The 24,975-nt window shown below is 60.3% G+C and carries 22 protein-coding genes and 3 pseudogenes; 14 read left to right on the top strand and 11 right to left on the bottom strand.

Translation table 11 applies throughout. The features are described 5' to 3' along the window. Positions 1-4: 4 nt before the first annotated feature. Positions 5-3,376, bottom strand: a complete 3,372-nt coding sequence (locus tag AC2FNC_RS05545) for a YhdP family protein (protein ID WP_496714783.1) — start codon at positions 3,374-3,376, stop codon at positions 5-7. 80 nt (positions 3,377-3,456) lie between these two features. Here AC2FNC_RS05545 and AC2FNC_RS05540 point away from each other — a divergent pair, with 80 nt between their 5' ends. The 7 genes from AC2FNC_RS05540 to AC2FNC_RS05510 all read left to right on the top strand — a co-directional run bounded on the left by AC2FNC_RS05540 (position 3,457) and on the right by AC2FNC_RS05510 (position 9,494). Beyond that, the gene (locus tag AC2FNC_RS05540; protein ID WP_480492993.1) at positions 3,457-3,918 is read left to right on the top strand and encodes a peroxiredoxin; all 462 of its coding nucleotides are present in this window, start codon (positions 3,457-3,459) and stop codon (positions 3,916-3,918) included. Positions 3,919-4,007: 89 nt separating this feature from the next. Continuing rightward, positions 4,008-4,826 (top strand): ferritin-like domain-containing protein, encoded by an 819-nt coding sequence (locus AC2FNC_RS05535; protein ID WP_496714823.1) that lies wholly within the window; start codon positions 4,008-4,010, stop codon positions 4,824-4,826. Between the two features lie 173 nt (positions 4,827-4,999). Further along, a complete protein-coding gene (locus AC2FNC_RS05530) occupies positions 5,000-6,331 on the top strand; it encodes a DUF5930 domain-containing protein (protein ID WP_480492992.1) in 1,332 nt (443 codons plus the stop codon). Further along, on the top strand, positions 6,321-6,821 hold the full coding sequence (locus AC2FNC_RS05525; protein ID WP_209596778.1) for a bactofilin family protein: 501 nt from the start codon (positions 6,321-6,323) through the stop codon (positions 6,819-6,821). Before AC2FNC_RS05530 ends, AC2FNC_RS05525 begins: the two co-directional genes overlap by 11 nt. A gap of 118 nt (positions 6,822-6,939) precedes the next feature. Further along, positions 6,940-7,761 carry a M90 family metallopeptidase gene (locus AC2FNC_RS05520; RefSeq protein WP_496714782.1) on the top strand — a complete coding sequence of 274 codons (822 nt, stop codon included), beginning with the start codon at positions 6,940-6,942 and terminating at the stop codon, positions 7,759-7,761. A 102-nt stretch (positions 7,762-7,863) separates the two neighbouring features. After that, positions 7,864-8,553, top strand: a complete 690-nt coding sequence (aqpZ, locus tag AC2FNC_RS05515) for an aquaporin Z (RefSeq protein WP_496714781.1) — start codon at positions 7,864-7,866, stop codon at positions 8,551-8,553. A 98-nt stretch (positions 8,554-8,651) separates the two neighbouring features. After that, entirely contained in the window at positions 8,652-9,494 is an 843-nt protein-coding gene (locus AC2FNC_RS05510; protein ID WP_480553769.1) for an alpha/beta fold hydrolase, read from the top strand. A 41-nt stretch (positions 9,495-9,535) separates the two neighbouring features. Here AC2FNC_RS05510 and AC2FNC_RS05505 read toward each other — a convergent pair whose 3' ends face one another. Next, positions 9,536-10,093, bottom strand: coding sequence for a peptidylprolyl isomerase (locus AC2FNC_RS05505; protein ID WP_480504760.1), 558 nt, complete (start codon positions 10,091-10,093; stop codon positions 9,536-9,538). After that, on the bottom strand, positions 10,086-10,592 hold the full coding sequence (locus AC2FNC_RS05500) for a peptidylprolyl isomerase (protein ID WP_209503601.1): 507 nt from the start codon (positions 10,590-10,592) through the stop codon (positions 10,086-10,088). Before AC2FNC_RS05500 ends, AC2FNC_RS05505 begins: the two co-directional genes overlap by 8 nt. Positions 10,593-10,725: 133 nt before the next feature. Between AC2FNC_RS05500 and AC2FNC_RS05495 the strand changes: the two genes are divergently transcribed. The 6 genes from AC2FNC_RS05495 to AC2FNC_RS05470 all read left to right on the top strand — a co-directional run bounded on the left by AC2FNC_RS05495 (position 10,726) and on the right by AC2FNC_RS05470 (position 16,640). Then, positions 10,726-11,916 (top strand): phosphoglycerate kinase, encoded by a 1,191-nt coding sequence (locus tag AC2FNC_RS05495; protein WP_496714780.1) that lies wholly within the window; start codon positions 10,726-10,728, stop codon positions 11,914-11,916. Positions 11,917-11,988: 72 nt separating this feature from the next. Next, a complete protein-coding gene (locus AC2FNC_RS05490; RefSeq protein ID WP_480553771.1) occupies positions 11,989-12,333 on the top strand; it encodes a lysozyme inhibitor LprI family protein in 345 nt (114 codons plus the stop codon). A gap of 141 nt (positions 12,334-12,474) precedes the next feature. Continuing rightward, entirely contained in the window at positions 12,475-12,774 is a 300-nt protein-coding gene (locus AC2FNC_RS05485; protein ID WP_209503595.1) for an FtsB family cell division protein, read from the top strand. Positions 12,775-12,933: 159 nt separating this feature from the next. Then, positions 12,934-13,923 (top strand): pyruvate dehydrogenase (acetyl-transferring) E1 component subunit alpha, encoded by a 990-nt coding sequence (pdhA, locus tag AC2FNC_RS05480; protein WP_209503593.1) that lies wholly within the window; start codon positions 12,934-12,936, stop codon positions 13,921-13,923. Between the two features lie 15 nt (positions 13,924-13,938). Beyond that, positions 13,939-15,312 carry a pyruvate dehydrogenase complex E1 component subunit beta gene (locus tag AC2FNC_RS05475; RefSeq protein ID WP_480553772.1) on the top strand — a complete coding sequence of 458 codons (1,374 nt, stop codon included), beginning with the start codon at positions 13,939-13,941 and terminating at the stop codon, positions 15,310-15,312. 14 nt (positions 15,313-15,326) lie between these two features. Next, positions 15,327-16,640: a pyruvate dehydrogenase complex dihydrolipoamide acetyltransferase gene (locus AC2FNC_RS05470; protein WP_496714779.1), complete on the top strand. Its 1,314-nt coding sequence runs from the start codon at positions 15,327-15,329 to the stop codon at positions 16,638-16,640. Positions 16,641-16,712: 72 nt separating this feature from the next. On the opposite strand, the gene cysE is transcribed toward AC2FNC_RS05470, so the two are convergent. Beyond that, positions 16,713-17,522 (bottom strand): serine O-acetyltransferase, encoded by an 810-nt coding sequence (cysE, locus tag AC2FNC_RS05465; protein ID WP_496714778.1) that lies wholly within the window; start codon positions 17,520-17,522, stop codon positions 16,713-16,715. Between the two features lie 84 nt (positions 17,523-17,606). On the opposite strand from cysE, the gene AC2FNC_RS05460 reads away from it, so the two are divergent. After that, a complete protein-coding gene (locus AC2FNC_RS05460) occupies positions 17,607-17,945 on the top strand; it encodes a TraR/DksA family transcriptional regulator (protein WP_496714777.1) in 339 nt (112 codons plus the stop codon). Here the strand turns inward: AC2FNC_RS05460 and AC2FNC_RS05455 are convergent. From AC2FNC_RS05455 to AC2FNC_RS05425, 7 genes and pseudogenes are all read right to left on the bottom strand, one after another. Continuing rightward, positions 17,926-18,222, bottom strand: coding sequence for a DUF7742 family protein (locus AC2FNC_RS05455; protein ID WP_480473365.1), 297 nt, complete (start codon positions 18,220-18,222; stop codon positions 17,926-17,928). The two genes, AC2FNC_RS05460 and AC2FNC_RS05455, sit on opposite strands and share 20 nt — an antisense overlap. Positions 18,223-18,230: 8 nt before the next feature. Then, positions 18,231-20,846, bottom strand: a pseudogene (locus AC2FNC_RS05450) (baseplate multidomain protein megatron); the annotation flags it as partial. A 153-nt stretch (positions 20,847-20,999) separates the two neighbouring features. Continuing rightward, positions 21,000-22,331 (bottom strand): annotated as a pseudogene (locus AC2FNC_RS05445) (baseplate multidomain protein megatron); the annotation flags it as partial. Beyond that, positions 22,331-22,777: a C40 family peptidase gene (locus AC2FNC_RS05440; protein ID WP_480485302.1), complete on the bottom strand. Its 447-nt coding sequence runs from the start codon at positions 22,775-22,777 to the stop codon at positions 22,331-22,333. The gene AC2FNC_RS05440 and the pseudogene AC2FNC_RS05445, both read right to left, overlap by 1 nt. Then, positions 22,774-23,661 (bottom strand): phage/gene transfer agent baseplate hub protein, encoded by an 888-nt coding sequence (locus AC2FNC_RS05435; protein WP_496714776.1) that lies wholly within the window; start codon positions 23,659-23,661, stop codon positions 22,774-22,776. Before AC2FNC_RS05435 ends, AC2FNC_RS05440 begins: the two co-directional genes overlap by 4 nt. Then, the gene (locus AC2FNC_RS05430; RefSeq protein ID WP_496714775.1) at positions 23,661-24,293 is read right to left on the bottom strand and encodes a phage distal tail protein, Rcc01695 family; all 633 of its coding nucleotides are present in this window, start codon (positions 24,291-24,293) and stop codon (positions 23,661-23,663) included. The genes AC2FNC_RS05435 and AC2FNC_RS05430 overlap by 1 nt, the downstream gene beginning before the upstream one ends. A 15-nt stretch (positions 24,294-24,308) precedes the next feature. After that, positions 24,309-24,878: pseudogene (locus AC2FNC_RS05425) on the bottom strand (RcGTA-type gene transfer agent tail tape measure protein); the annotation flags it as partial. Positions 24,879-24,975: the final 97 nt, after the last annotated feature.

Raw genomic sequence — 24,975 nt, 5'->3', positions numbered from 1 at the left:
CCCGTCAGCGGTCACTGGGAGGAGAGCCAAATGTCGGTTTCGGCTCGTCAGGTTCCACCGGCGCAGCATTGGGGCCGTCCGAGACCTTTGGCGCAGGCTGACGCAACAGATCACGCAAAAACAAGGGCGCCAGACCGGACAGAGGGTTCACCGCGACTTTGGGCGAGGATATCGGCCCGGTCAGCGTGTAGTTGAATCCGATGACACCTTCGCCCTTGCGGGTAAACACGCTGCCAACGGCATTGAGAAGGTAAATCGGTGAAATCGCCCCCCGCAGGTTCAGCAGGCTGTTCACGGTGTCGATTGTTCCATCAAACGAAAGCCCCATTGACGGGCCAACAGCGCTGCCACTCAGCACTTTGATGTCGGTGGGCGATATCCTCATGCGGCTGTCAATCGCCGAAAAGAAGATCCCCTGCCCGGCCATCTCGTCCAGCAGACCAACAAGGCTGATCGCGTTCAGGATCGCGGCCATGGCCGGGGCATCGGTGATCCGGGTATTAACGATTTTCAGGATGACGTCGTAACTGCCGGGCTCAGCCACCGGTTCAAGCTTGAGGTCCAGATCACCGCCACGCGCCTGTGTCAGAACCCCGGCCGATCGCAAAACGGCCCCCGCGTCTTTCGACGTCAGGTCAACGGCGCTTCGATTTCCCCGTGGGGTCACTTGACCGGCAACAGCCGCACCGCCGTTCACCCGCGCTGTGAAGGTGCCATTTACGCCGCCGGTTGTCTGGAACGCCCCCCGGAAACCTGTCAGTGCAACAGTTTCGGTAACCTGAAGACGGTCCAGTGCCACGTCCAGTTTCGGCCCAGGGGCACCGCCGCCGCCCGATCCGCCGCTTTCGCCGAAGTTTGCAGACCCCATGTTCAGCACACCGCCAAGGACGCGGATATCCGGGACAGCGGCTCCCCGCCCGATCAGTTCCGCCGGAACCGCAAGCCAGTCCCCCAGATCGAACGAGCTGAACTGGACACGGTCATATTCACCGTTTTCGTGAAAGGAAATGGATGCGTTTGTGCGCAGTCCCGCTGCATTGATCCGCAGGTCGTCCACTTTCAGCTGCGCGCCCAACGTCGCGTCCGCAGTCAGTGATCCTGTGGTGTTTACGTCTTTGCGCCAACCGAGTTCAGGGATGGAAAGCGCCACGCCCTGAAGGTCCGAAACAACAGACAGTTTCGGAGGCGCCCCAGCGCCCAGACCCAGCGTAATATCAGCAACCCCTTTGCCCGTCAGCATCCCCGGCGGCAGGCCAGCCTTGATCTCATCCATCAGACGCGGGGACAGTTCGATCTGGCCGGTGAAGGTGCTGCGCTGTTCGGTTTCGCCGTCAATGGGCTGCTGCCAAAGCGCCTCAAGCGGAACATCGCCGAACTGACCCAGTCCCTGAATCTGGACGCCCGACTGATTGCCGGAAATATCCAGCATCGGGGCACTTATGGAAAATCCCGGCACCAGACGGTCACTGGACAGATTGGCCAGCGTTCCGTTGAAGTGAAATTCGGTATCCTGAAACTTCAGCTCTTTTATCAACGGCAAGGACAGCGTTCCGGTCAATGCAACCGTGCCTTTGGCAACTTCAACGGGCAACCCCGCCTTGCTCAGCAATTCCAGCGGCGGCCGGTCCAGCAGCGACAACGCAGAAGTCACGCTGCCCTTTGCCTGAATACGGGCGATGCCGGGTGCGGATTTCTTGATATCCGTGTCAGGTATGATGAAGGACGTCCCCGCCGCATCCACACTCCCCCCGTCATCGGCGACCACCATCCCCTGCTGCGCGGTGACCGTAAACCGGCTGTCGATCAGACTGGCCTGACCCTGTGCATCTTCGATCGGCGGCAGCGTCTTGGCAAAGCGAACTTTGGCCTGCTCGAACCCAAAATCAAGATACAGATCCGGTTTGGAACCGGGTTCCAGACGCAGGGCAAAATCCATGTCCGACAAAACCCCCCGATAGAGATTTTCCGTCACCCATTCCCGTGGCTTGGGTGCCAGACGCTCCGGCCAGTAGCTCAGAACATTGTCCGAGCTCATCTGATCCAGATGGGCATCCAGCGCCACAGCCCAGCCATCTGCACGTCCGTGCAAAACACCAAAGGCGCGCACGGTGTGGCCCGGATCCTCGATGGTCATCTGGCCAAGGCGCAACTGGAACGGGTTGAACGCCATCTTGAAATCCAGGCTGGCGCGCGACAGCTGAATCGGCTCCGGGAACAGGTTCGCCGGGTTCACATTGATCCCGGACAAGCGCAACTGTGTCTCCAGACTGTCCAGCACACCATCTTCAGCCCCTTGCAGAAACGCCTTTCCATCGGCCTGAACTGTGCCCCAGGCCGACACCACCGACACCTCATTGAAGTCCAGCATCTGGGCGTTCGGGTCATAGGTGAAATATGTACGGGCAGATTCGAACGGGACAGGGCGTGTTTCCGGGTTGGGCTGCACCGCCCCGGCCCCCAGATTGAGGGTTGCGAACACGGTTCCTGTTGCCCCGTTTTCATCGACACTGCCCCGCAAAGCCCCTGAAATCGGTGCGCGCAGAACCTGCAACCAGGCAAGGGCCGGGCTTTGGCCTGCTATATCCTCGGCCGGAAGATCGGTGACCGAGATGCCAAAGCTGGCGGCAGGCGTGCCCAGTACGCTGGTATAGTTGGCCTCGATACTGCTGACATAGTCACGCCCCGACAGAACCGAAAACCCGGTTGCAAGCCGCACTTCGTTATCACTGCGGTTCGCCTGAATATGCCCACCGTCCAGAACCCACGACCGCCCCTGCCGCAGGTCGCGGTAATCCAGCGTAATCGCATCAAGTTCGACCGAGGTCAGCGCCGACAGTATCGGAGATTGAAAGACCTCGTCCGAGGTCTCGATCAGCTGTGCAAGGTCCGGCGCTTCCTGAACCGGCGCGCTGCCCGATCCCACGGTCAGGGTCAGCGCCCCGTCCTGATCGCGGGTCATGGCGATCTGCGCGCCACTCAGAATGATGCGCTTGGGCCGGACCTGACCGCGCAGCAAGGGGCGCATGGCCAGGCTGGCGCGCATATCGGATACCTGCGCAATCTGCCGGCCCGCCGCGTCACTGATGGCAACATCGGTCAGCCGCAGACGGGGTCGCCAGCCTTCGTGAATGATGAAACTGACGTCTCCAAACCGGATTTGCAGCCCGCCCAGCGCCCGTTCCAGCCGGGCTTCGACCCTATCGCGCAGCCAGACCGGCGCGTGCATTCTCTGTCCCACGACCATGAAACCGGTAAACATCGCCAGAAGCACCAGCACGATGGCCCCACGCATAGCCCACAGACCAGCGGTGCGGCGGCGCGACCGACGGCGCACGGGCTTGCCCGGTTTTGCTTCGTCGTCTTCGTGCTGCTTCAATTTGCTATCCACGCCTTCCAACCCGCACGCGTTGCCCTATGATGAAGGGCAGCCTTTAAAAACCTTTAGCGGAGTTTCCAATGCCCGACGTTTCAGACATCGCCCCCGACTTCACTTTGCCGCGCGACGGCGGTGGCGAGGTGACGCTTTCGGCGTTGCGCGGTGGCACCGTGGTTTTGTTCTTCTATCCCCGTGATGATACGCCGGGCTGCACCAAGGAATCCATCGGTTTCTCAGAGCAGCTTCAGGCGTTTACCGAGGCAGGGGCTCACGTTTTCGGCATTTCGCGGGACAGCGTCGCCAAGCATGACAAGTTTGTCGCCAAACACGGGCTGACCACTCCGCTCTTGTCGGACGAAGGCTCGACCGTCTGCGAGGACTATGGCGTATGGGTTGAAAAGAACATGTATGGCCGGAAATCGATGGGGATCGAGCGATCGACCTTTGTCATTGATAGCGAGGGACGCATTGCCAAGGTCTGGCGCAAGGTCAAGGTGCCCGACCATGTGGATGAGGTGCTGGAAGCGGTGAAGGCGCTCTAAGCCCCCCTCGACCTGCCGCGCCATCCGGTCTATCACCCGCGCTGACATGCCAAAGGCGGAGCAACCCGGTGCCCAAAACACTGACACAGATGGCGACAGAGGTTCTGACAACAGCGGACGGGCGGGCCAAAACCGCCCTGTCCAAAGCCCATGCCGCCGCGTGGTTTACCTCCCGCACGGCCGAGGGTGAGCCGATCGAGATCGGCACCGCATCACCGCCCCTGTCCCCCGCGCGCCCGGACAAGCCCGAGCTGTTGTCCCCGCGTGAGGTACCCAAACGGAAACCGGGTACCGAAGCCGGGCGCATTGCCCTGCTGCACGCGGTTGCCCATATCGAGCTGAACGCCGTCGATCTGCACTGGGACATCATCGCGCGTTTTGGCCATGTACCCATGCCCATCGGGTTCTACGATGACTGGGTGAAATGCGCCGAAGAGGAATCGCGCCATTTCGAGATGGTTTGCGATTGTCTGGAACAGATGGGCAGCCACTACGGCGCCCTGCCCGCCCATGCCGGAATGTGGCGCGCCGCCGAAGATACTGCCGAAGATCTGGTGGGTCGGCTGGCCGTTGTACCCATGGTGCTTGAGGCGCGCGGGCTGGACGTGACGCCCGGCATGATCGAGATATTCCGCAAGGCCAAGGCCGAACAGGCCATCGCCGCGCTCGAAGTGATCTATGCCGAAGAGGTCGGCCACGTCGCTTACGGCTCAAAATGGTTCCACTTCCTGTGTGGCCGGGAAAACGCCGACCCCAAGGATGTGTTTCACGCGCTGGTCCGGCGGTACTTCCACGGTGTTCTCAAGCCCCCCTTCAACGAAGAAAAACGGGCCGAGGCCGGGTTGCCCCCCGATTTCTACTGGCCCCTGACCGAAGACCTGCCTGCGCCCGGAGACCTCTCGAACTGACACTTTTGCGTTATTTTCGGCAAAATCTCGCCGATCTTTGCGGGATTTCAGCGCCATTTGCACCTGATTGGTCAACAAACTTGCCCGAACGCCGCTGCCGCTTTATGCAATCGGCCCAAGGGACGGCAGGCACTCACGACCGGTTCCGATCTTGGGGATGAAAGGTGGGACGCGTGCGAACACGTCTGGCAATAAAACTGCACTCACTGCTTGAGAGACATTTCCCGGAACGCCGGGTCTTTCTGAAATCCGACACAGACACGAAATTTATCCGGCTCAGTTCGGAAACTCAGGTCGTCGCAGTGGCCGGAGTTGCCGTCATGGTCGGGTGGACAGCGGTTGCGACAGCCATACTGCTGATGGACAGCATCGGGGCCGGGAATTTCCGGGAACAGGCAAAGCGCGATCAGGCCATCTATCAGGAACGCCTGAACACTTTGTCGGCAGAACGCGATGCCCGTGCGCATGAGGCGCTGGCCGCTCAGGACCGGTTCAATGCCGCGCTGGACCAGATTTCCGCGATGCAGTCGGAACTGCTGGCCTCGGAAAACCGTCGCCGCGAGCTTGAGACAGGTATCGAAGTCATCCAGACGACATTGCGCACCACGATGAAACAGCGCGAAGAGGCGCGCTCAGAGCTGGCCCAATTGAAACAGGACACCAGCGGCTCCGATATGTATGCCGCGGTTTCCAGCGCCCCGGTACAGATGGCCTTTATGACCGACGCCTTGGCGCGGACCGCCAAAGAACGCGACCTGATCGCCACCAACGCCCTGGACGCGCTGGAACAGCGGGACGATCTGGAACTGGAAATCCGTCTGATGCAGGAACGCAGCGACGAGATTTTCCGCCAGCTGGAAGAGGCGATGGTCATTTCGGTCGAACCTCTGGACAAGATGTTCCGAGAGGCCGGAATGCCAACAGATCGCATCATCGAAGAGGTCCGGCGCGGATATAGCGGTATGGGCGGTCCGCTGACCCCTTTATCCCTTAGCACACGCGGCGAAGAAGACGAGCTTTCGCCCGAAGAAGTGCGCGCGAACACGTTGCTGCGCCAGATGGATCAGCTGAACCTGTACCGGATTGCAGCGGAAAAGGCCCCCTTTGCCAGCCCGGTCAAAAGCGCGTTTCGCTTTACCAGCGGATATGGTCGCCGCCGCGACCCAAAAACCGGCGGTAGCCGGATGCACAACGGCACGGATTTTGCTGCAGCAACGGGCACCGATATCTTTGCGACCGCTGATGGCGTGGTCACGCATGCCGGTTGGCAATCAGGCTTCGGACGCCTTGTGAAAATCAAGCACGCGTTCGGAATTGAGACACTTTATGCTCATAACACCAAGATCAACGTAAAGGTCGGCCAAAGGGTCTCGCGCGGGGATCATATTGCTGATATGGGTAACACCGGACGGTCCACCGGCACGCATCTGCACTACGAGGTGCGCGTGAACGGAAATCCCGTAAACCCAATGACTTACATCAAGGCTGCGAAAAATGTTTTCTAAAAGCAAAATCAACGAGCCCGCACCCAAAGCACCTGAGGCGGCCAAACCTGCCGCTCCGGCGACCCCAGCGGCTCCTGCTCCGGCTGACGCGAAACCTGCAATGGCACCCAAACCCAAGCCGCCGGCCTCGGTTCTGTCCTCGGATCTGCACATCACCGGCAACATCAAGACCAGCGGTGACATTCAGGTGGAAGGCACTGTCGAAGGCGACATCCGCGCCCATTTGCTGACCATTGGTGAATCGGCAACGATCAAGGGCGAAGTCACCGCAGATGACGTTGTGATCAACGGTCGCATCGTTGGCCGCGTACGTGGCCTCAAGGTTCGCCTGACCTCGACCGCCCGTGTCGAAGGCGACATCATCCACAAGACCATCGCCATTGAAAGCGGCGCGCATTTCGAAGGCTCGGTTCAGCGTCAGGACGATCCCCTGAACCCCGGCCGCAGCGCCAAAGCCGGATCGAACCCGGCGGCAGAAGTCAAACAGTAAGCAGACTGCACTTCATGTCAGGGCGCCGTGGGGAAACCCGTGGCGTCATTTCTTTTGAGTGTCCGGATGATCCGGGATTCCCGTTTTCGTCCCTTTCTGATCGCGCTACAGTCGATCCATGTTGCTTTTTCTGACGGTTGTCGCGCTGATCGCTGGCGCTGCGGCCTTTCACTTCTGGTCGAAACGACAAACCCGCCTGACCTTGCTGGCCAAGTCGCTGTCCCAGCACCAGCGCGATATTGTGAACGCTCAGGTGCCGATTATCCAGAAGCTGCCCAAAGACTTGCGCGGGGCGCTGGAAGGAAAGATAAACCTGTTTCTTGATCAGGTCGATTTCGTCGGCTGCGACGGGCTGGACGTCACCGAAGATATGCAGGTGTCGATTGCCGCGCAAGCCTGTCTGCTCGTGGTGAATACAGACCAGTGGTACGACAACCTGACGACCATTCTGGTTTACCCCGGTGCCTTCAAATCAAAACAGCGCCGCCACAGTGGCTATGTCGTCACCGAACAGGAAATCATCCGCAGCGGGGAAAGCTGGAACCGCGGCCCCGTGATCCTGTCCTGGGCCCATAGCCAGCGCGGTGCCCTGAATGATCACGATGGTCGGAACGTCGTCTTTCACGAGTTCGCGCACCAGCTTGATGACCTCTCGGGCGCAACCAATGGTGTTCCCGTGCTCAGCAATGACCAAAGCTTTGGCGAGTGGGAAACCGCCTTTCTGAACGGTTACAAGGCACATGTTCACGCCGTGGAAAGTGGGAAACCCACAGTGATCGATCCCTATGGCGCGGAAGGGCACGAAGAATTCTTTGCCGTTTCGGTCGAGGTGTTCTTTGAACGACCACATGCGCTGAGTTCCTCTGACCCGGCAATCTATGAACAGCTGTCAAAGCTTTTTCATCTTGATCCCGCTCAATGGCACAGGGGTCAGTTCTGACCAGATTGCGGTAGCGTCGAAAAAAATTCCCCGTTCGCAACAATTTAACATAAGCTAATTCTTGAATTACGGTTAACCTCATTATTGGGCGGAGGATTTTCTATGTCATCGAAACTACTTGCCGAGTTCTTCGGCACGTTCTGGTTGGTTCTGGGGGGCTGCGGCAGTGCTGTTCTGGCGGCAGGCGTGGCCGATGTGGGCATCGGTTGGCTTGGTGTTTCCTTTGCCTTTGGCCTTACCGTTTTGACGATGGCTTACACGGTTGGCCCAATCTCGGGCGGGCATTTCAACCCGGCCGTCAGTTTGGGCCTGATGATTGGAGGGCGGTTTCCGGCCAAAGACCTTCTGCCTTATTGGGTTGCACAGGTCATTGGCGCAATTGCCGCCGCAGTGGTTCTGTACCTGATCGTCAGCGGGGCACCCGATTTCGCAGGTGTCGGAGGGTTCGCGTCAAACGGGTATGGTGAGGCCTCACCACAGGGATATTCGTTGATGTCGGCTTTGATCATCGAAATCGTGATGACCGCTTTCTTCATTCTGATCATTCTGGGCGCGACGTCTGAAAAGGCACCCGCCGGGTTCGCTCCGATTGCCATCGGTCTGGCGCTGACCCTGATCCACCTGATCTCAATCCCGGTGACGAATACCTCCGTCAACCCGGCGCGCTCAACCGGCGTTGCCCTGTTTGCCGACGGCCCGGCTCTGGCTCAGCTCTGGCTGTTCTGGGTGGCCCCCCTGATTGGCGGCGCAATCGGCGCTTTGATATGGAAAGCAATGTCCTCGGATGACTGATCCGCGCGGGAAAGGTAGTTATCCCGTTTTCTGAAAAACACGGTATCCTTCCGCCCAACCTGGCTTGGTCACAGCCTTTAATTCAACGGGAGGATACCATGAAGACATTTTCCATAGCACTTTTCCTAAGCTGCGCTGCGACGGCAGGCTGGGCCGAAGACAAATGGCTGAGCATCCCGCAAGCCCCCCAGATGCCCGCCGCCACCGAAGCGGGCACGGCAGAGATCAACGGCATCGACATGTATTACGCCACGTATGGCGATGCGGGCGGCACCCCGGTTCTGATGATCCACGGCGGGCTTGCCCATGCCGATGTCTGGGCTGCGCAGGTTGCCGACCTGTCGCAGGACCACAGGGTGATTGTGGCGGATACGCGCGGGCATGGACGATCCACAAACGATGGCAGCCCTTATTCTTACGCGTTGTTGTCGCAGGATTATCTGGCGCTTCTGGATCACCTGGGGGTCGATCAGGTGCATCTGGTCGGCTGGTCCGATGGGGCAAATATCGGGTATTCAATCTCGACCACCAACCCGGATCGGCTGGCCAGTCACTTTGCCCATGCAGGCAATGTCACGCTGGACGGGATCGATCCTTCGGTGGAAACCAACGAGGTGTTTGGCACTTACGTGGGCATGATGGCCCAAGATTATGCGGCCATGTCCCCCACTCCTGACGGGTTCGAGGCATTTCTCGGTGGGGTTGCCGCCATGTGGGGCACCGAAAAACCCGGTGGGCTCGGGGCGCTGTCATCGATCACCGTCCCGACACTCGTGGTTCAAAGCGCACATGACGAGGCCATTCTGATGGCGCATTCACAAGCAATTGCTGACGTGATCCCCGAAGCCAAATTGCTTGTTCTGGAAGATGTCAGTCACTTCGCATCTTTTCAGGATCCAGTTGACTATACCCGTGCCATCCGTGATTTCATCGACCAATAGGCCAAAGAAAAAGCCCGGCGCTTGAGCCGGGCTAAATCATCTTATTCGGTAACGGTGACTTTTTTCATCATATCCGGTGCACCGATGATCGCACCATTCTGACCTTCGCCCCGCTTGATCGCGTCGACCACATCCATACCGTCGGTCACCTGACCAACCACGGTATACTGGCCGTCCAGAAACGGGCCGGGGGCGAACATGATGAAGAACTGCGAGTTGGCCGAATCCGGATCGCTGGACCGGGCCATGCCGACCACACCCCTGTCAAAACTCACGTCCGAGAACTCGGCCGGCAGGTCCGCGCGATCAGACCCGCCGCGCCCGGCATAACGCATGTCGAATCCGTCCGCGCCCGAGTTGCCGTATTGCACGTCGCCGGTCTGCGCCATGAAGCCATCGATCACGCGGTGAAACACGACGCCATCGTACTGACCGTCAGCAGCCAGCGCGGTGATCTGTTCCACATGCTGGGGTGCCACATCTTCGAACAGGTCGATCGAGATTGTGCCATTGGCCCCTTCCCCTTCGACCTCAATCTGCAAACCGCTGGCCAGCGCCGGGCTTGCCAGCAAGGCAAAAGCCGCAGCCAGTTTATGCATCTGCGGCCACCTTGACGCTGATCATGCGGTCCGGGCTCGCAGGCGGCTCGCCGCGTACGATGGCGTCCACATGCTCCATCCCGTCGATAACCCGGCCATAGACCGTGTACTGACCATTCAGGAAGTGATTGTCCTTGAAGTTGATGAAGAACTGCGAGTTGGCCGAATCCGGGTTCTGAGAGCGCGCCGCGCCCAGCGTGCCGCGATCATGGGGCAGCTTGGAAAACTCTGCCGGAACATTCGGCAGCGACGAACCGCCGGTGCCCGCCATGCGCAGGTTGAACCCGTCTTCCATATCGCCATGCTGCACGTCGCCGGTTTGCGCCATGAAACCGTCGATCACACGGTGAAACGCCACGTTGTCATATTCACCGCCACGGGCCAGTTCCTTCATCCGCGCACTGTGCAGAGGCGCTACATCCGGCAGCAGCTCGATGACGACATTGCCGCCTTTCAGCTCGATGATGATTGTGTTTTCGGGGTCTTTGATCTCGGCCATGAGGCCCTCCTGTCGTTTATCTTGCGCAAATACCTATGACGCACGCGTGCGAATGCCAAGTGACGCATTGACCTGAGGGCAAAATGCAGGAAAAGAACCGCCTAAATCGGTTGCCAATGACAAGGATCGCACAATGGGCTGGAAAACACTGGACGATATGGACCTGAACGGCAAACGCGTGCTGGTGCGTGTGGATATCAACGTGCCCGTGGTTGACGGTGTTGTGACCGACGCCACCCGTATCCAAAGGATCGTCCCTTCGGTACGCGATATTCTGGCCGCTGGCGGCAAACCGATCCTTCTGGCTCATTTTGGCCGTCCCGGTGGCGAACGGCGTGAAAGCCTGTCACTGAAACAACTGGTCCCGACATTGGCAAGCGCTTTTGGCGCCAAGGTTCTGTTTGCTGCCGATTGCGTCGGGGCCGAGGCGGAACTGGCCGCCAGTGCCTTGCAACCCGGCCAGGTCCTGTTGCTCGAAAACACGCGCTTTCACGCAGCCGAAACCAAAAATGACGCCGATCTGGCCGCTGGGATGGCCAAGCTGGGCGATGTCTATTGCAACGATGCGTTTTCAGCCGCGCACCGCGCCCACAGCTCGACCGAGGCTATCGCCCGTCTGCTGCCGGCCTGTGCGGGCCGTCTGATGCAGGCCGAGTTGCAGGCGCTGGAAAGCGCGCTGGGTGCACCCAAGCGCCCGGTAACGGCGGTTGTTGGCGGCGCCAAGGTCTCGACCAAGCTGGAACTGCTGGGTAACCTGATCGACAAGGTCGATTATCTGGTGATCGGTGGTGGTATGGCGAACACATTCCTTGTCGCCCAAGGCATCAGCGTTGGCAAATCTCTGGCTGAAACCGCAATGAAGGACACCGCCGCCGAAATTCTGGCCAAGGCCGAAAGCTCGGGCTGCCAGATCGTCCTGCCGCGTGATGTTATGGTGGCTGAAAAATTCGAGGCCAACGCACCCCACAAGGTTCTGCCCGCCGATCAATGCCCTGCGGATGGCATGATCCTGGACGCGGGCCCTGAAAGCGTCGCAGCGATTACCACGATTTTCGACAAAAGCCAAACCCTGATCTGGAACGGCCCGCTGGGCGCGTTCGAGCTGGAGCCGTTCGACGCGGCCACCAATGCCGCGGCCCTGAAAGCCGCAGCCCTCAGCCGTTCGGGTCAGCTGATTTCGGTCGCGGGTGGCGGTGACACGGTTGCGGCGCTGAACGCGTCGGGTGCGGCCAAGGATTTCACCTATATCTCGACCGCAGGTGGTGCATTCCTTGAATGGATGGAAGGCAAAACCCTGCCCGGTGTCGCTGCGCTGGAACAATAGGCAGCACGGATCGCATTTGGCCGCTTGTCACGGTTCATGGTATTATCCCCTATTTGAACGGGGGATTATGTCATGAGGTCATTATACCTGCTCATCCTTCTCGCGATGCCGTGGCCTGCAACAGCACAATCCAGTTGCGGTGGCCAGACACAGCTTGACGCAAATTTCTGTGCCAAGGAGCAATGGGAAGCCGTTGACCGCAACCTCAACCGGTTATGGAAACAGATCAAGCCGGTCGCTGATGCGCGTGGCAACGGCGATGCCCTTCTGGCGGAACAACGTGCGTGGCTAAAGACACGGGACGCCACTTGCGACAAGGAACTGTCCGGCGGCGGCAGCGCTGCGCCCATGTTCTACTGGACCTGTATGAAAGAGCAGACGCTTGCAAGAAATCAGCAGCTTCAGTCCTGGCGCTGAGCTTTAACCGGGACGCACACGAAATACTGATGAAAAAACCGAATCAGGGGATTCACAACCCGAATCGCCTGTGACATAGTGCGATCAGAGGCTCGGAAAGAGCCCGTTATTGAGGCAAGTTTTCATACGGCGGTAAACAGAGTGTCCCGTTCCCATCGGCCCGGTTTGGGTGCAGTTCTCTTCTTCTCGGTGGCTTTCATGCTGGGTGTGTATTTCACCTTCGCCGCCGTTCAGGGGGATTACGGCCTGTTTCGGCGGGTCGAAATTGCGGCGGAACGGGACGCTCTGTCACGCAGTCTGGAAAAACTGAATGTCGAAATCGCCGAGATGGAAAACCTGACACGGCGTCTGTCCGACACCTATCTGGATCTGGACCTGCTGGATCAGCAGGCGCGCTCGGTTCTGGGCATGATCCGGTCGGACGAAATTGTGATCCGCTGATCAACGACCCTTTTCAGAAAAGGCAACTCAGGCCCGGCGTTTCGGCCAGGATGCGCCGTGCCGAACGCTGCGTCACATTTCCCCTCGCCAGAAAGCCTCAAATGCTTTATGAGATAGTTTAACGCTAAACTATCTGTCCGAAAGGGGGAGATCGCCACGATGGCTGCGCGAAAAACCACAAAGAAACCAAATGTTTCTGCGGAAGAACTCCAGACATACTACCGCGAGATGCTGCTGATCCGCCGATTCGAGGAAAAGGCCGGTCAGCTTTATGGCATGGGCCTGATCGGCGGGTTCTGCCACCTTTATATCGGACAAGAGGCCGTTGTTGTCGGGCTTGAGGCCGCTGCAGAGGAAGGCGACAAGCGCATCACCTCGTATCGCGACCACGGTCACATGCTGGCCTGTGGCATGGATCCGGGCGGCGTGATGGCCGAACTGACCGGGCGCATCGGTGGCCTGTCCAAGGGCAAGGGCGGCTCGATGCACATGTTCTCGAAAGAAAAGCATTTCTACGGCGGGCATGGTATCGTCGGCGCGCAGGTTCCGCTGGGCGCGGGGCTGGCTTTTGCTGACAAGTACAAGGAAAACGGCCGCGTTACCTTCACCTATTTCGGGGACGGTGCCGCGAACCAGGGTCAGGTGTATGAGACCTTCAACATGGCGGCCATCTGGGGCTTGCCGGTGATTTTCGTGATCGAGAACAACCAATACGCCATGGGCACCGCTCAGTCCCGTTCGACCTCGACCAAAGACATCTTCCATCGCGGCGAAGCGTTCGGCATTCCGGGCGAGATCGTCAACGGCATGGATGTGCTGGCGGTCAAGGAAGCAGGCGAAAAGGCTGTCGCGCACTGCCGCGCGGGCAAAGGCCCCTATATCCTGGAAATCAAGACCTACCGCTATCGCGGCCACTCGATGTCCGACCCGGCCAAGTACCGGACCCGCGAAGAGGTTCAGAAGGTCCGCGAACAAAGCGACCCGATCGAACACGTGCGCGAGTTGCTGCTGACCGGAAAGCACGCGACCGAGGATGACCTGAAAGCGATCGACAAGGAAATCAAGGAGATCGTCAATCAGGCCGCCGAATTCTCGAAAGAAAGCCCCGAGCCTTCGGTCGAAGAGCTCTGGACTGACATTTACGCCTGAGAGGACGAATAAGACATGGCAACCGAAATTCTCATGCCCGCCCTTTCCCCCACGATGGAAGAGGGCACGCTGGCCAAATGGCTGGTCAAGGAAGGCGACACCGTATCCTCGGGCGACATCATGGCCGAGATTGAAACCGACAAGGCAACGATGGAGTTCGAAGCCGTCGATGAAGGCATCGTCGGCAAGATCCTGATCGCCGAGGGCACCGAAGGGGTCAAGGTGAACACCCCCATCGCGGTGCTGGTCGAAGAAGGCGAAGACGCCTCTGCCCTGCCCGCAGCAGCCCCCGCAGCGGCAGCGGCGCCCGAGGCCACCCCCGCAGCAGCCCCGGCCCCGGCTCCTGCCGCAGCAGCCCCCGCGGCTCCAGCGGTGGACCTGTCACCCGACTGGCCCGCGGATGCTGAAATGAAATCCGAAACCGTGCGCGAAGCCTTGCGTGATGCAATGGCCGAGGAAATGCGCGGCGATGAAAACGTCTATCTGATGGGCGAGGAAGTCGCTGAATATCAGGGGGCCTATAAAATCTCGCAAGGTCTGCTGGATGAATTTGGCTCCAAACGCGTGATCGACACCCCGATCACCGAACACGGGTTTGCCGGTATCGCGGTGGGTTCGGCCTTTGGCGGTCTGAAACCGATTGTCGAATTCATGACCTTCAACTTCGCCATGCAGGCGATTGACCAGATCATCAACTCTGCGGCCAAAACGCTCTATATGTCCGGTGGTCAGATGGGTTGCCCCATCGTGTTCCGGGGGCCCAACGGGGCCGCGGCCCGCGTGGCCGCACAGCACAGCCAGGACTATGCCGCGTGGTACATGCAGATCCCCGGTCTGAAGGTCGTCATGCCCTATTCAGCCGCTGATGCCAAAGGTCTGCTGAAATCGGCCATCCGCGATCCCAACCCGGTTGTGTTCCTGGAAAACGAAATCCTCTACGGCCGCTCCTTCGAAGTGCCGCAGGTGGATGACCTGACCATTCCGCTGGGCAAGGCCCGCATCTGGCGCGAGGGCTCGGACGTGACCATCGTCAGCTTTGGCATCGGCATGCAATACGCGCTGGAAGCTGCCGACAAGCTGGCCGAAGACGGCATCAGCGCCGAAGTGATCGACCTGCGCACCATCCGCCCGATGGACACTGGCGCCATCATCAACTCGGTGATGAAGACCAACCGTCTGGTGACAGTGGAAGAAGGCTGGCCGCAGGGATCTGTCGGTAGCTACATCAGCTCGGTCGTGATGCAGGAGGCGTTTGATTACCTCGACGCACCGGTCATCAACTGCACCGGCAAGGACGTTCCGATGCCCTATGCCGCCAATCTCGAAAAGCTGGCCCTGATCACCACCGATGAGGTGATCGCCGCCGTCAAACAAGTGACCTACCGGTAAGGAGCGACAGACAGATGCCTACAGAAATTCTGATGCCCGCCCTGTCCCCGACGATGGAGGAAGGCACGCTCGCCAAATGGCTGGTCAAGGAAGGCGACACCGTCTCCTCCGGTGACCTGCTGGCCGAGATCGAAACCGACAAGGCCACGATGGAGTTCGAGGCCGTTGACGAAGGCACCATCGGCAAGATCCTGATCCCCGAGGGGACCGAAGGGGTCAAGGTCAACACCGCCATCGCGGTTCTGCTGGAAGATGGCGAAAGCGCCGATGACATTGGCACGGCCCCGGCTGCAGCCACGGCGGCTGCCCCCGCAGCCGTCGCGGGCAACGAGGCTGCCGCGCCAGCGGCACCCGAGGCGGCCGCCCCTGCCCCGGCCGCTCCGGCCAAGGCTGATGGTGGTCGGATTTTTGCCTCGCCTCTGGCCCGCCGGATTGCTGCGCAAAAAGGTCTCGACCTGACGCAGATTGCCGGCTCCGGCCCGCATGGTCGCATCGTCAAGGTCGATGTTGAAGGCGCAACTGCTACCGCTCCAGCAGCAGCTCCTGCCACTGCTCCTGCCGCCGCCGCGCCCGCAGCTGCCCCAGCAGCTCCATCTGGTCCATCGGCGGATATGGTCGCGCGGATGTACGAAGGCCGCCGGTACGAGGAAATCAAGCTCGACGGTATGCGCAAAACCATTGCCGCACGTCTGGGCGAGGCCAAACAGACCATCCCGCATTTCTACCTGCGCCGCGATATCAAGCTCGATGCGCTGCTAAAATTCCGTGGTCAGTTGAACAAGCAGTTGGAAGGCCGCGGCGTCAAGCTAAGCGTCAATGACTTCATCATCAAGGCTGTCGCCAACGCGTTGCAGCAGGTTCCGGCTTGTAATGCCGTCTGGGCAGGTGACCGGGTGCTGCAACTGAAACCGTCAGACGTGGCAGTTGCCGTCGCAATCGAAGGCGGGTTGTTCACGCCGGTCCTGCAAGATGCTGACATGAAATCCCTGTCAGCCCTTTCGACCGAGATGAAAGACCTTGCCGCCCGCGCACGCGAACGCAAGCTGGCTCCGCATGAATATCAGGGCGGCACCTTTGCCATCTCGAACCTGGGCATGTTCGGCATCGACAATTTCGACGCCATCGTGAACCCTCCCCATGCCGGTATTCTGGCCGTCGGCACCGGCGTCAAGAAACCGGTTGTCGGGGATGATGGCGAGCTGACCGTGGCAACGGTGATGTCTGTCACCATGTCCGTTGATCACCGGGTCATCGACGGCGCGCTGGGGGCCGAGCTGCTCAAGGCCATTGTCGACAATCTGGAAAACCCGATGGTCATGCTGGCGTAAGCCATACCGACCTCGCGAAAAAAAAGGCCGCCTCGAATATCGAGGCGGCCTTTTTTGTTATTTCAAATCAACCTACTGATCTTTGCCCAGCATGTGATCCATCGAGATCGACGGCTGATCGCATCCGGCCTCGCCCACGATCTTGGCCGGGATACCGGCAACGGTCTTGCACGGCGGAACGTCCTGCAACACCACCGAACCGGCGGCGATACGGCTGCAATGGCCGACCTTGATGTTACCCAGAACCTTTGCCCCGGCCCCGATCAGAACACCATCTCCGATTTTGGGATGGCGGTCTTCCTCCTCCTTGCCGGTTCCGCCCAGCGTCACCGAATGCAGCATCGAAACGTTGTCTCCGACCACGGCGGTTTCACCGATGACGATGGAATGGGCGTGGTCGATCATGATCCCCTTGCCGATCCTCGCGGCCGGGTGAATATCGATGCCGAATATCTCCGACGATCGCATCTGGAAGAAATAGGCCAGATCAAAACGCCCCTTGCGCCACAGCCAATGCGCCACGCGATAGGCCTGCATGGCCTGATAACCCTTGAAATACAGGATCGGCTGCAACAACCGATGGCAGGCCGGATCACGCTCATAAACCGCCATCAGATCGGCGCGGGCGGCTTCCAGCAATCCGGGATCGTTTGCATAGGCCTCGTCCACGATCTCACGCAGAACCATCATCGACATTTCGTTCGAACACAGCTTGGCCGCGATCCGATAGGACAGCGCACGCTCAAGGTTGCGGTGATGCAGAATACAGGCGTGTACAAGCCCGCCCATAAGCGGCTCCGTCTCGACGGCTGCTTGGGCCTCGGATGTGATACGGTTCCAGACCGGATCGACCGGTGTCACAGGGCTGCGTTTTTCAAACATAGCTTTTGATCCTTTGCTGCGCCTAGAATGCCATTTAGTGGCAAAAAGGCCAAACGCAAACCCGTGATCCGCGATACAACGAAAATGAATGAGTCCGAGCGCACATATTTTGAAACACGAATTCGCGAGCGTCTGGCCGAACTGGATCAATTGTCCGCATCAGGCCAGCAGGCTCAGGCCGTTGTTGAGCTGGATCAGCAGGCCGTTGGTCGGCTCAGCCGCATGGATGCGCTGCAAAACCAGGCGATGGCAAAGGCGCAACAGGTGAATCGCAATGTTGAAACCCGCCGCCTTCAGGCCGCGCTTATGCGGCTGGACGAGGGGGAGTACGGGTATTGCGAGGATTGTGGCGGCCGTATTCCCGATGGACGATTGTCTCTGGATCTGGCCGCCAGCAAATGTGTCAGCTGCGCGACCGGGTGATCAGAAACTCGGCAAGATGGTGCAAAACCGTCGAAAAACACCGACAATATTGCAAATCGTCAAACCCAGGCTCATCGGCCAGCACCCTGTTGCGCGCAACCGCCATCAACGATCCGTTGCCGTAAACCGGATGCAGCCGACCCGTGCGCGTGCGGTGATTGTCGGCCAGTTCCGCTTCATGGATCATCCGGGCGCATAAGCGGGTCCGCTCGGTCGGCGGCGCCGCCAACAAGGCGCGCGCCGCGGCACTTACATCACCATGCAAAACCGGTCGCATCAGGCCGCTTATCCGACAACCAGACGCGCCATCGCACCGGGGCCGTAAATGGCCGACACCTGCGCAATCCCGACCTCATATGACCCGGTCAGACCATCTGCCGCCTTCATCGCCGCCGAATAGGACCAGCCCTGAAGGGATGTCATCTCTTCACGAACAAGGGTTCCCCCCGCAACGACACGCACAAGATAGGATTCGCTTTCCTCGCCCAGTGGAACCTCCAGCCCTGACCAGTCATCCCCATCCAACCGGGCGCGCCGCACCCAGCTCAGGTGATCGCCGGTTGCGTCGGATCGCACCCGAAGGTGAACCGGGGAATACGGGCGCAAACCATTGCCATCGAATGAGGCGATCAGATGCTGGTAAGCCGGATCATCGTAACCACGGGTCGCCGGGCCGATGCGATAATGCTTGGCCAGCCCCCGCTCGTTGCGCAACAGGTTGATCTGCTGCACCTGGTCGTTCAGCAACACGAAAAGGGACCCGTCCGGCCAGACATCCGGCATCAGGGCATCCGACCCCAACTGGCCCCTCAACCGCCCGGACAGGGCGTAAACGCCGGGGGAGTCAAGCGTGGCATCCGAGAACTGGAAAACCTCCCAGTTGCCGGGTGTTCCGTCGCCGATGGCCGCCAGATTGACACCGTTCAAAACCGCGCTGCGCGGGCGCGATTCCAGCTGACCGGCCAACAGTCGCACCTTCACCGCCGGGCCCTCGTCCCAGACGCCGATGCTGGCGCGCCTCAGCGGTGTTTCGGTCACGCCCACAATGGCCTGGCCGGTGATCACATCACTCAGGCTGTACCCCTCATCGGTTGAGGAGGAATAAACCGTTGCAGCCCCCGGCCAGGGATCAGCGGTCACCGCAAGATAAGGTGCATGCGGGATCTCTGCCCCGGTGATCATCGGCAGGTCCAGAAACACCGGCAACACTGGAACGGGCGCGGCATAGGGCCTGACAACCGCCGGGTCGTCGCGCAGGTGCGATGCCTTGTACACACCTTGTTCAACCCGGACCGCTTCGACCAGTTGCAGATCGGCCAATTCCAGACGGTCAATCCGGTAAAGGGGGCTGTTTTCGGTTTCTGACAACCGCACCAAATCACCTGCGCCCAGATGCAGCAGCGATGGCGGCAAGGCAAACCGCACCGTATCGCGGGAAACACGGGCCTCACTCAACCAGCGCTCAGCCGTTTGCCGACCTTCGGTGCGTGTCATGGACAGCGGCATCTCGTTGACCGAGACCGAATGCGTGCTGTCCTCGGGCAGAACCGCCTCTTCCGCAACCAGATCGTGATCCGCATCCGACTGGACAAAGCGCAGGCGCACGCGGCCCGTCATCTCGGCCTCGGCTTCACGCCGGTGTTCAACCGTGCCATCCAGATCGCCGCTGATCGCCAGATGATCAGGATTCAGGGCAATCGCGCTATAGCCATCGCGCATCTGAAAGCGCAAGATGCCGTTCCGTTCGATCGCGTCAAACCCATAGCTCAGCATCAGCGGCTGCAAAGCCGACCGCGCATTTGTCACATCTTCGATGACATATCCCCGAACCACGCCATAAAGCCCGGAAACATCGATATCCGTCACCCCTGCCGCGTGGCATATCTCAGTCACGACCGAGGCCAGCGTCCGCGAGCCGGACCGGCCGTTCAGCCAATGCCCCCGGTCATAGTTCGCCCCATCATCCCATTGGCTTCGCAGATTGGGAAAGGTCGGAAACGGGCGGGTATCCCACGCCCAGACATAGGCATTCGCCAAATCCAGCATTGGCCCGCCATAGACTTGCGACACCGGGTTGACGTCCGGGTCGCTCCAATATCCAAGTGTCGCTGCAAGGTACTGGACCTGAATGAAATCGTCGCGCAGACCGTTTGAATATGCAGGCAGCAGCGACTCAGACGATTTCGGGTCCAGAAACTTGTTCGGCTGGTTCGTGCCCTTGTCGATTGCCGCACATCCCAACTCGGTAAACCAGATCGGCTTTGATCCGGGCACCCAGTCGGTCGGATTGGGTTGACGAACGCCACCGATCCGCTCGTGGTGCAGATTTGACCACCAGCCGCGCAGGTCCTTGTACCGCCAGACCCATGGCTCATCATGCTCCTGATCTTCGATGGGCGTTCTGATCTGTGCCTCGGCCTCTTCCGGCGAGGCATAATACCAGTCATACCCCTCGCCCCCCTCGATATTGCCGCGCAGATATCCCAGGTCGTAGACCGACGGCGCACCTGCCGCGGCGTCTACGTGATTTTCGCCATCGCGCCAGTCAGACAACGGCATGTAATTATCGATGCCAATGAAATCGATGTTGTCATCCGCCCATAACGGGTCGAGGTGAAAATACCTGTCTCCGCTTCCGTCGGGCTGGTATCCGAAATACTCGCTCCAATCCGCTGCATAGCCGATCTTGGTGTCCGGGCCCAGAATCTGGCGCACCTCTGCCGCCAGCGCACGCAGTTGCGCAACAGCGGGAAAGCCCGAGGCTCCGCGGATCTGGGTCAGGCCACGCATCTCGGACGAGATACAGAAGGACGACACTCCACCAGCCGCCTTGCACAACATGGCATAGTGCAGAATGAACCGTCGCAGGCCCCATTCCTGCGGGCCAGAATATTTGACGATTTTCGTGGCCCGAACGGGACCATTGCCAAGCAAGCCGCCAAACGTGCCACCACCGTTTAGCCATTGCAGATCGCCAAGCCCGCGATCATCCGGCCGCCCGCCAAGCAACGGGCCCGAGCCACTGCCGCCGCCCGAGCCTACCGGGTCGTCAAAGCCTTCGTTGATCGTAAAATCCGCAGCACTTGCTGTCCCAAAGAACGCGGCCACCTGCGCGTCCGCCGCAGCGGTCTGATCAGCAGACCCCGCGCGCCCCGGTGCCACATCCAGCGTGATCCGTCCCCGCCAAGGCAGATGGGGCTGGCTTGCGGCCTCCGACCAGGGGTCCGGCAGCCCGTTTCCCTGCAATTGCTCCATCAGGATGAACGGGTAGAACATGACCCGCTTACCCGACTGGTTGAGGTGACGGATCGCTTCGACCACCGCCGGGTCTGCGGGTGTTCCGCCATAGACCGGGCGACCATCCTGCCGCGCGACCTGGCCCGCCGTGCTTCGGACCTGATCCGACACGATCCAGGGCATGTTGCGGCTGTCCGTGTCGCTCTGTTCGACCTTGGGCCGGATCCTGCATGTGCCGCATCTCAGATCGTCACCGAACCAAGAAACCACCAACGAGGCCGCATCGCAATTTGGCAGCTCGGTCTCCAGCGCACGGGTCGAGCTCACAAGATCCGATACACCGGACGCAGAATGCACATTGGCCGCCCAGCTTGACCCGGATTGCGTATAATTCACCTGCGAACGGGCCAGCGCATACTCGCCCGTGCCCGGTATCATCGCCACCCCGCGCACGATTTGCGGCAAGGAGCTTGGGTAATCAGGCATGTCGCGCTGCGCGGGGCGCACCACCTCGAACGAGAACTGCGGCACCCGGTTGCCAAAACTCGCAAGCTGGAAATCCTCGATCACCACATAGGCTGTACCGCGATAGGCTGGTACCGTGCCCGCCCCTTCGATTGCTTCGATCAGGGGATCGGGCAACTGATCCTGCGTGCCGTGATAGATGCGCATGTTCAGCCCGGATCGGTCCTGTTCTTCCCCGTCTGCCCAGATGCGCCCGACATCGGCAATCTCGCCTGCACCAACGGCAATGGCCAGCGAAATCGAATAGCTGTAGCTGACGGTGGTCACTTCGGGGGCCTTGGGTTTGCCTTTACCCCCGCCTCCGCCGCCCTGCGTTTCCCGGGTCTCGGTCTCAAGAAAGTCCGACGCCCAGATGACCTGACCGCCAACGCGCATACGCCCAAAGACAGTGGTCACCGGCGCGCCCTCGCCGGTTTCCGTCAGCCTGAACCGGTCCATGCGGCCTGTTTCGACGACTTCGCTGCCACTGCCCATAACGGACTGGCTGAAGAACCTCTGATCGATGACCCGCCCGACCGTTGCGCCAATGGCCCGGCCTATGATCGCAGTGGACAGGCCCGCAACGGTGCCACCGATTGACCCGCCCAGCGCCGCCCCGGCTGCGGAAAGAAGAATAGTAGCCATCAGAGCACCTCCAACGGGAATTCGAAACAGGAAACAACCCTGCGACGCCATGGCCCGCTCAGCGCGTTCTCGACGACGCCATGACCGGAATAGGCGTGAATGAACCTCGGCTCAGAGCCTGCGACGCTGACGATGCCAAGATGTTTGGCCACGCTGCCATCGCGCATCCGGAACAGCAGCACATCTGCGACCGCGAAATCGGCGGCCGGTTTTTCGACCAGATGCCGCCGCGCCGCCGCCCACATGCGTTCCTCGCCCTGCGGTTCGGACCAGTCCAGACTGTAGACCGGAACCGCCTCGGGCTCCTGCCCGATCACGGCGCGCCAGACGCCGCGCAGCAGGCCCAGACAATCCGTGCCCGCCCCCTTGGTCGAGGCCTGATGCACATAAGGCGTCCCCAACCAGCTGCGCGCTTCTGCGACAATATCCTGCCTGTGTATCGTCACCTCAGGCTCCCTCCGCTGTTGGCTTTGCTCTGTTTGGGAACGGCCATCACCCAGTCTTCGCCCGGAAGATCTGGAAAGCCCTGAAAGTTCAGCAGGTTGTTGAACTTCAGGCGGCAGGTCTCCATGCGTTTGTCGCACCCCGCCCGCAGCCTGACCATGTCACCCGGCACCAGGCTTTCCCCGAAACCGGACCAGAGCGTGATTTGCCGCCCTTCCGCCACCTGCCGGTCGTGCTTGATCGATGACCAGAGCCCTTCCGCCGCTCCCGACACTACGTCGACCCTGCCGCGCTCGAACCACCCGTCATCGATGGTTCCCCCGCCTGCCACAAGCAGAACGGTTCCGCCATCGAAACCGGTGACGTCGCCCTCGATCCAATAGCCGGGCGTATCCATGTCGAACCGACAGGTCCGGTCTCCCAATACGGCGGTACAGGGTTTCTGATACACGCGCCCCAACAGGCGGTTCAGCAAATCGGTCAGGCCACGCAGCTCGGCGTGAAACGCGCCGCCTGCGCGCCGCAATTCCCCGATTGAGCCCCGGAACTGAAGGATACGCTGATCCGGGTCGGCCCAGTTGACCAGCCACGCGCGCACCTCGGCCCCGTCGAACCGCCCCGCCTCGATATCCTCTTCGCGAATGGCCGCATCCGACAGCGCGCCCATGGCTTCGGTGTTGTCAATGGACAGGCCGGTGGCCTGTTCGATGGCCGCCGCCGTCAATCCGGTGCTGGCCCTGAACGTCAATCCGTCAAAGCCAAGTTCCAGATCATGATCGGTGAACCCGTATTCCTGACCATCCCGGCGTCTGATCGCCCAACACCGGCACACAGTGGTCATTCCGCTTTGCAGATGCGCGTGCAGGCCCTGTTCATCCACAGCCATCAGACACGCACCTCGACCACGGGAACGTTCGGCGCCTCTCCGGCCTGAAAACTGGCGACGCTGGTATGGATCTTGTCGGTGTCAAACCGTACTGGTACATCGAATTCGAACCTGGCGGTGATATCCACCTCTTCCGGTGGCGGGTCGGCAAAGGTGATCCGGCCGGTTGCCAGATCGACCTCGAATTCCACACCCTCCCGGATCTCATCCTGATCCAGCCCCAGACGCACCGTCCCCAGCACCGGCTTGACGATGGGGCGGGCATAGCTGACCCCGCCCGAGCTATAGGTCTTGATCAGCTGAAACTCAGTCCGCACACCGTCGCCGCGTGCGATAACCTGATCTCCGACATCGACATCCAGCGTGGCCTTGCCGGATTTGAAATCCGACCAGTCCTTCCAGCGAAACCCATACATCTGGCCCTGCCGCGCCTCGAAGAACGAAATCAGCGTCTCGATATCGTCCAGCGAGCGCATCCCCAGCCCCGCATCATACCTGCGCCGGGAATGGGCCCAGGGCGTGTTGCGTTCTTCGAACCCGTTGGCCAGCGTCACGATATCCGTGCGTCGCTCGGGCCCCCCGACCGAGCCAAAGCTCAGGCTGGCGGGAAATCTCACCTCGTGGAAAGTCATCACCTGCTCCTTGATTTACCTGTGGCGATTGCCGCGCCCCAACGCACGGCTCATCTGTGCTGCAATCTGCCCCTGCGAGCGGCGGAACCCCTGCACATCCGGGGTCGTGATGTTCATCACCACATTCACCGAACGCCCGCCGCCCTGCGTGCGCACGCCCAGCTTGCCGTCCGCGCCGCGCGCCAGCGGCATGATCGCCTCGGGGCCGGCCTCGCCCATCAGCCCGGTGCCGCCCCGCATTGGAAACATCGTCGGGCTGCTGACCACGCCGCCATTGGCAAAGGGCATCACCCGGCGCTGGCTGAAACTGCCGCCATCGGCAAAGGGCAGAAGACCCTGCACCAACCCGCCGACCGAGTTTGCCAGCAACCCACCGAAGTGATCCGTCACAGGCTTGATTGCGGCTGCATAAGCCGTTTGGATCAGCGAGTTCTTCAGCACATCCAGCGCGCCCGACAGGCTCATCCCCTCCAGAACCACACCATCGAACGCCTTGCGCAAACCGCTGGACATGCCCCGCTCCAACGTGGCGACATCCTTGCCGGTTTCCTCGAACGCGGCGCTGATCCGCTGAGCCTCCCCATCTGAACTGGTCCACCGCTATGTTTAGGAAACGGAGGACCAAGAATGGCAAACAAGCGACCGAAGCCGGAAGAGATTGTCTCAAAGTTACGGCAGGTTG

Source organism: Ruegeria sp. BHSA123 (assembly GCF_059613425.1).
The sequence above is the reverse complement of the archived record's forward strand: the minus strand, read 5'-3'. Positions and strand labels throughout refer to the sequence as shown.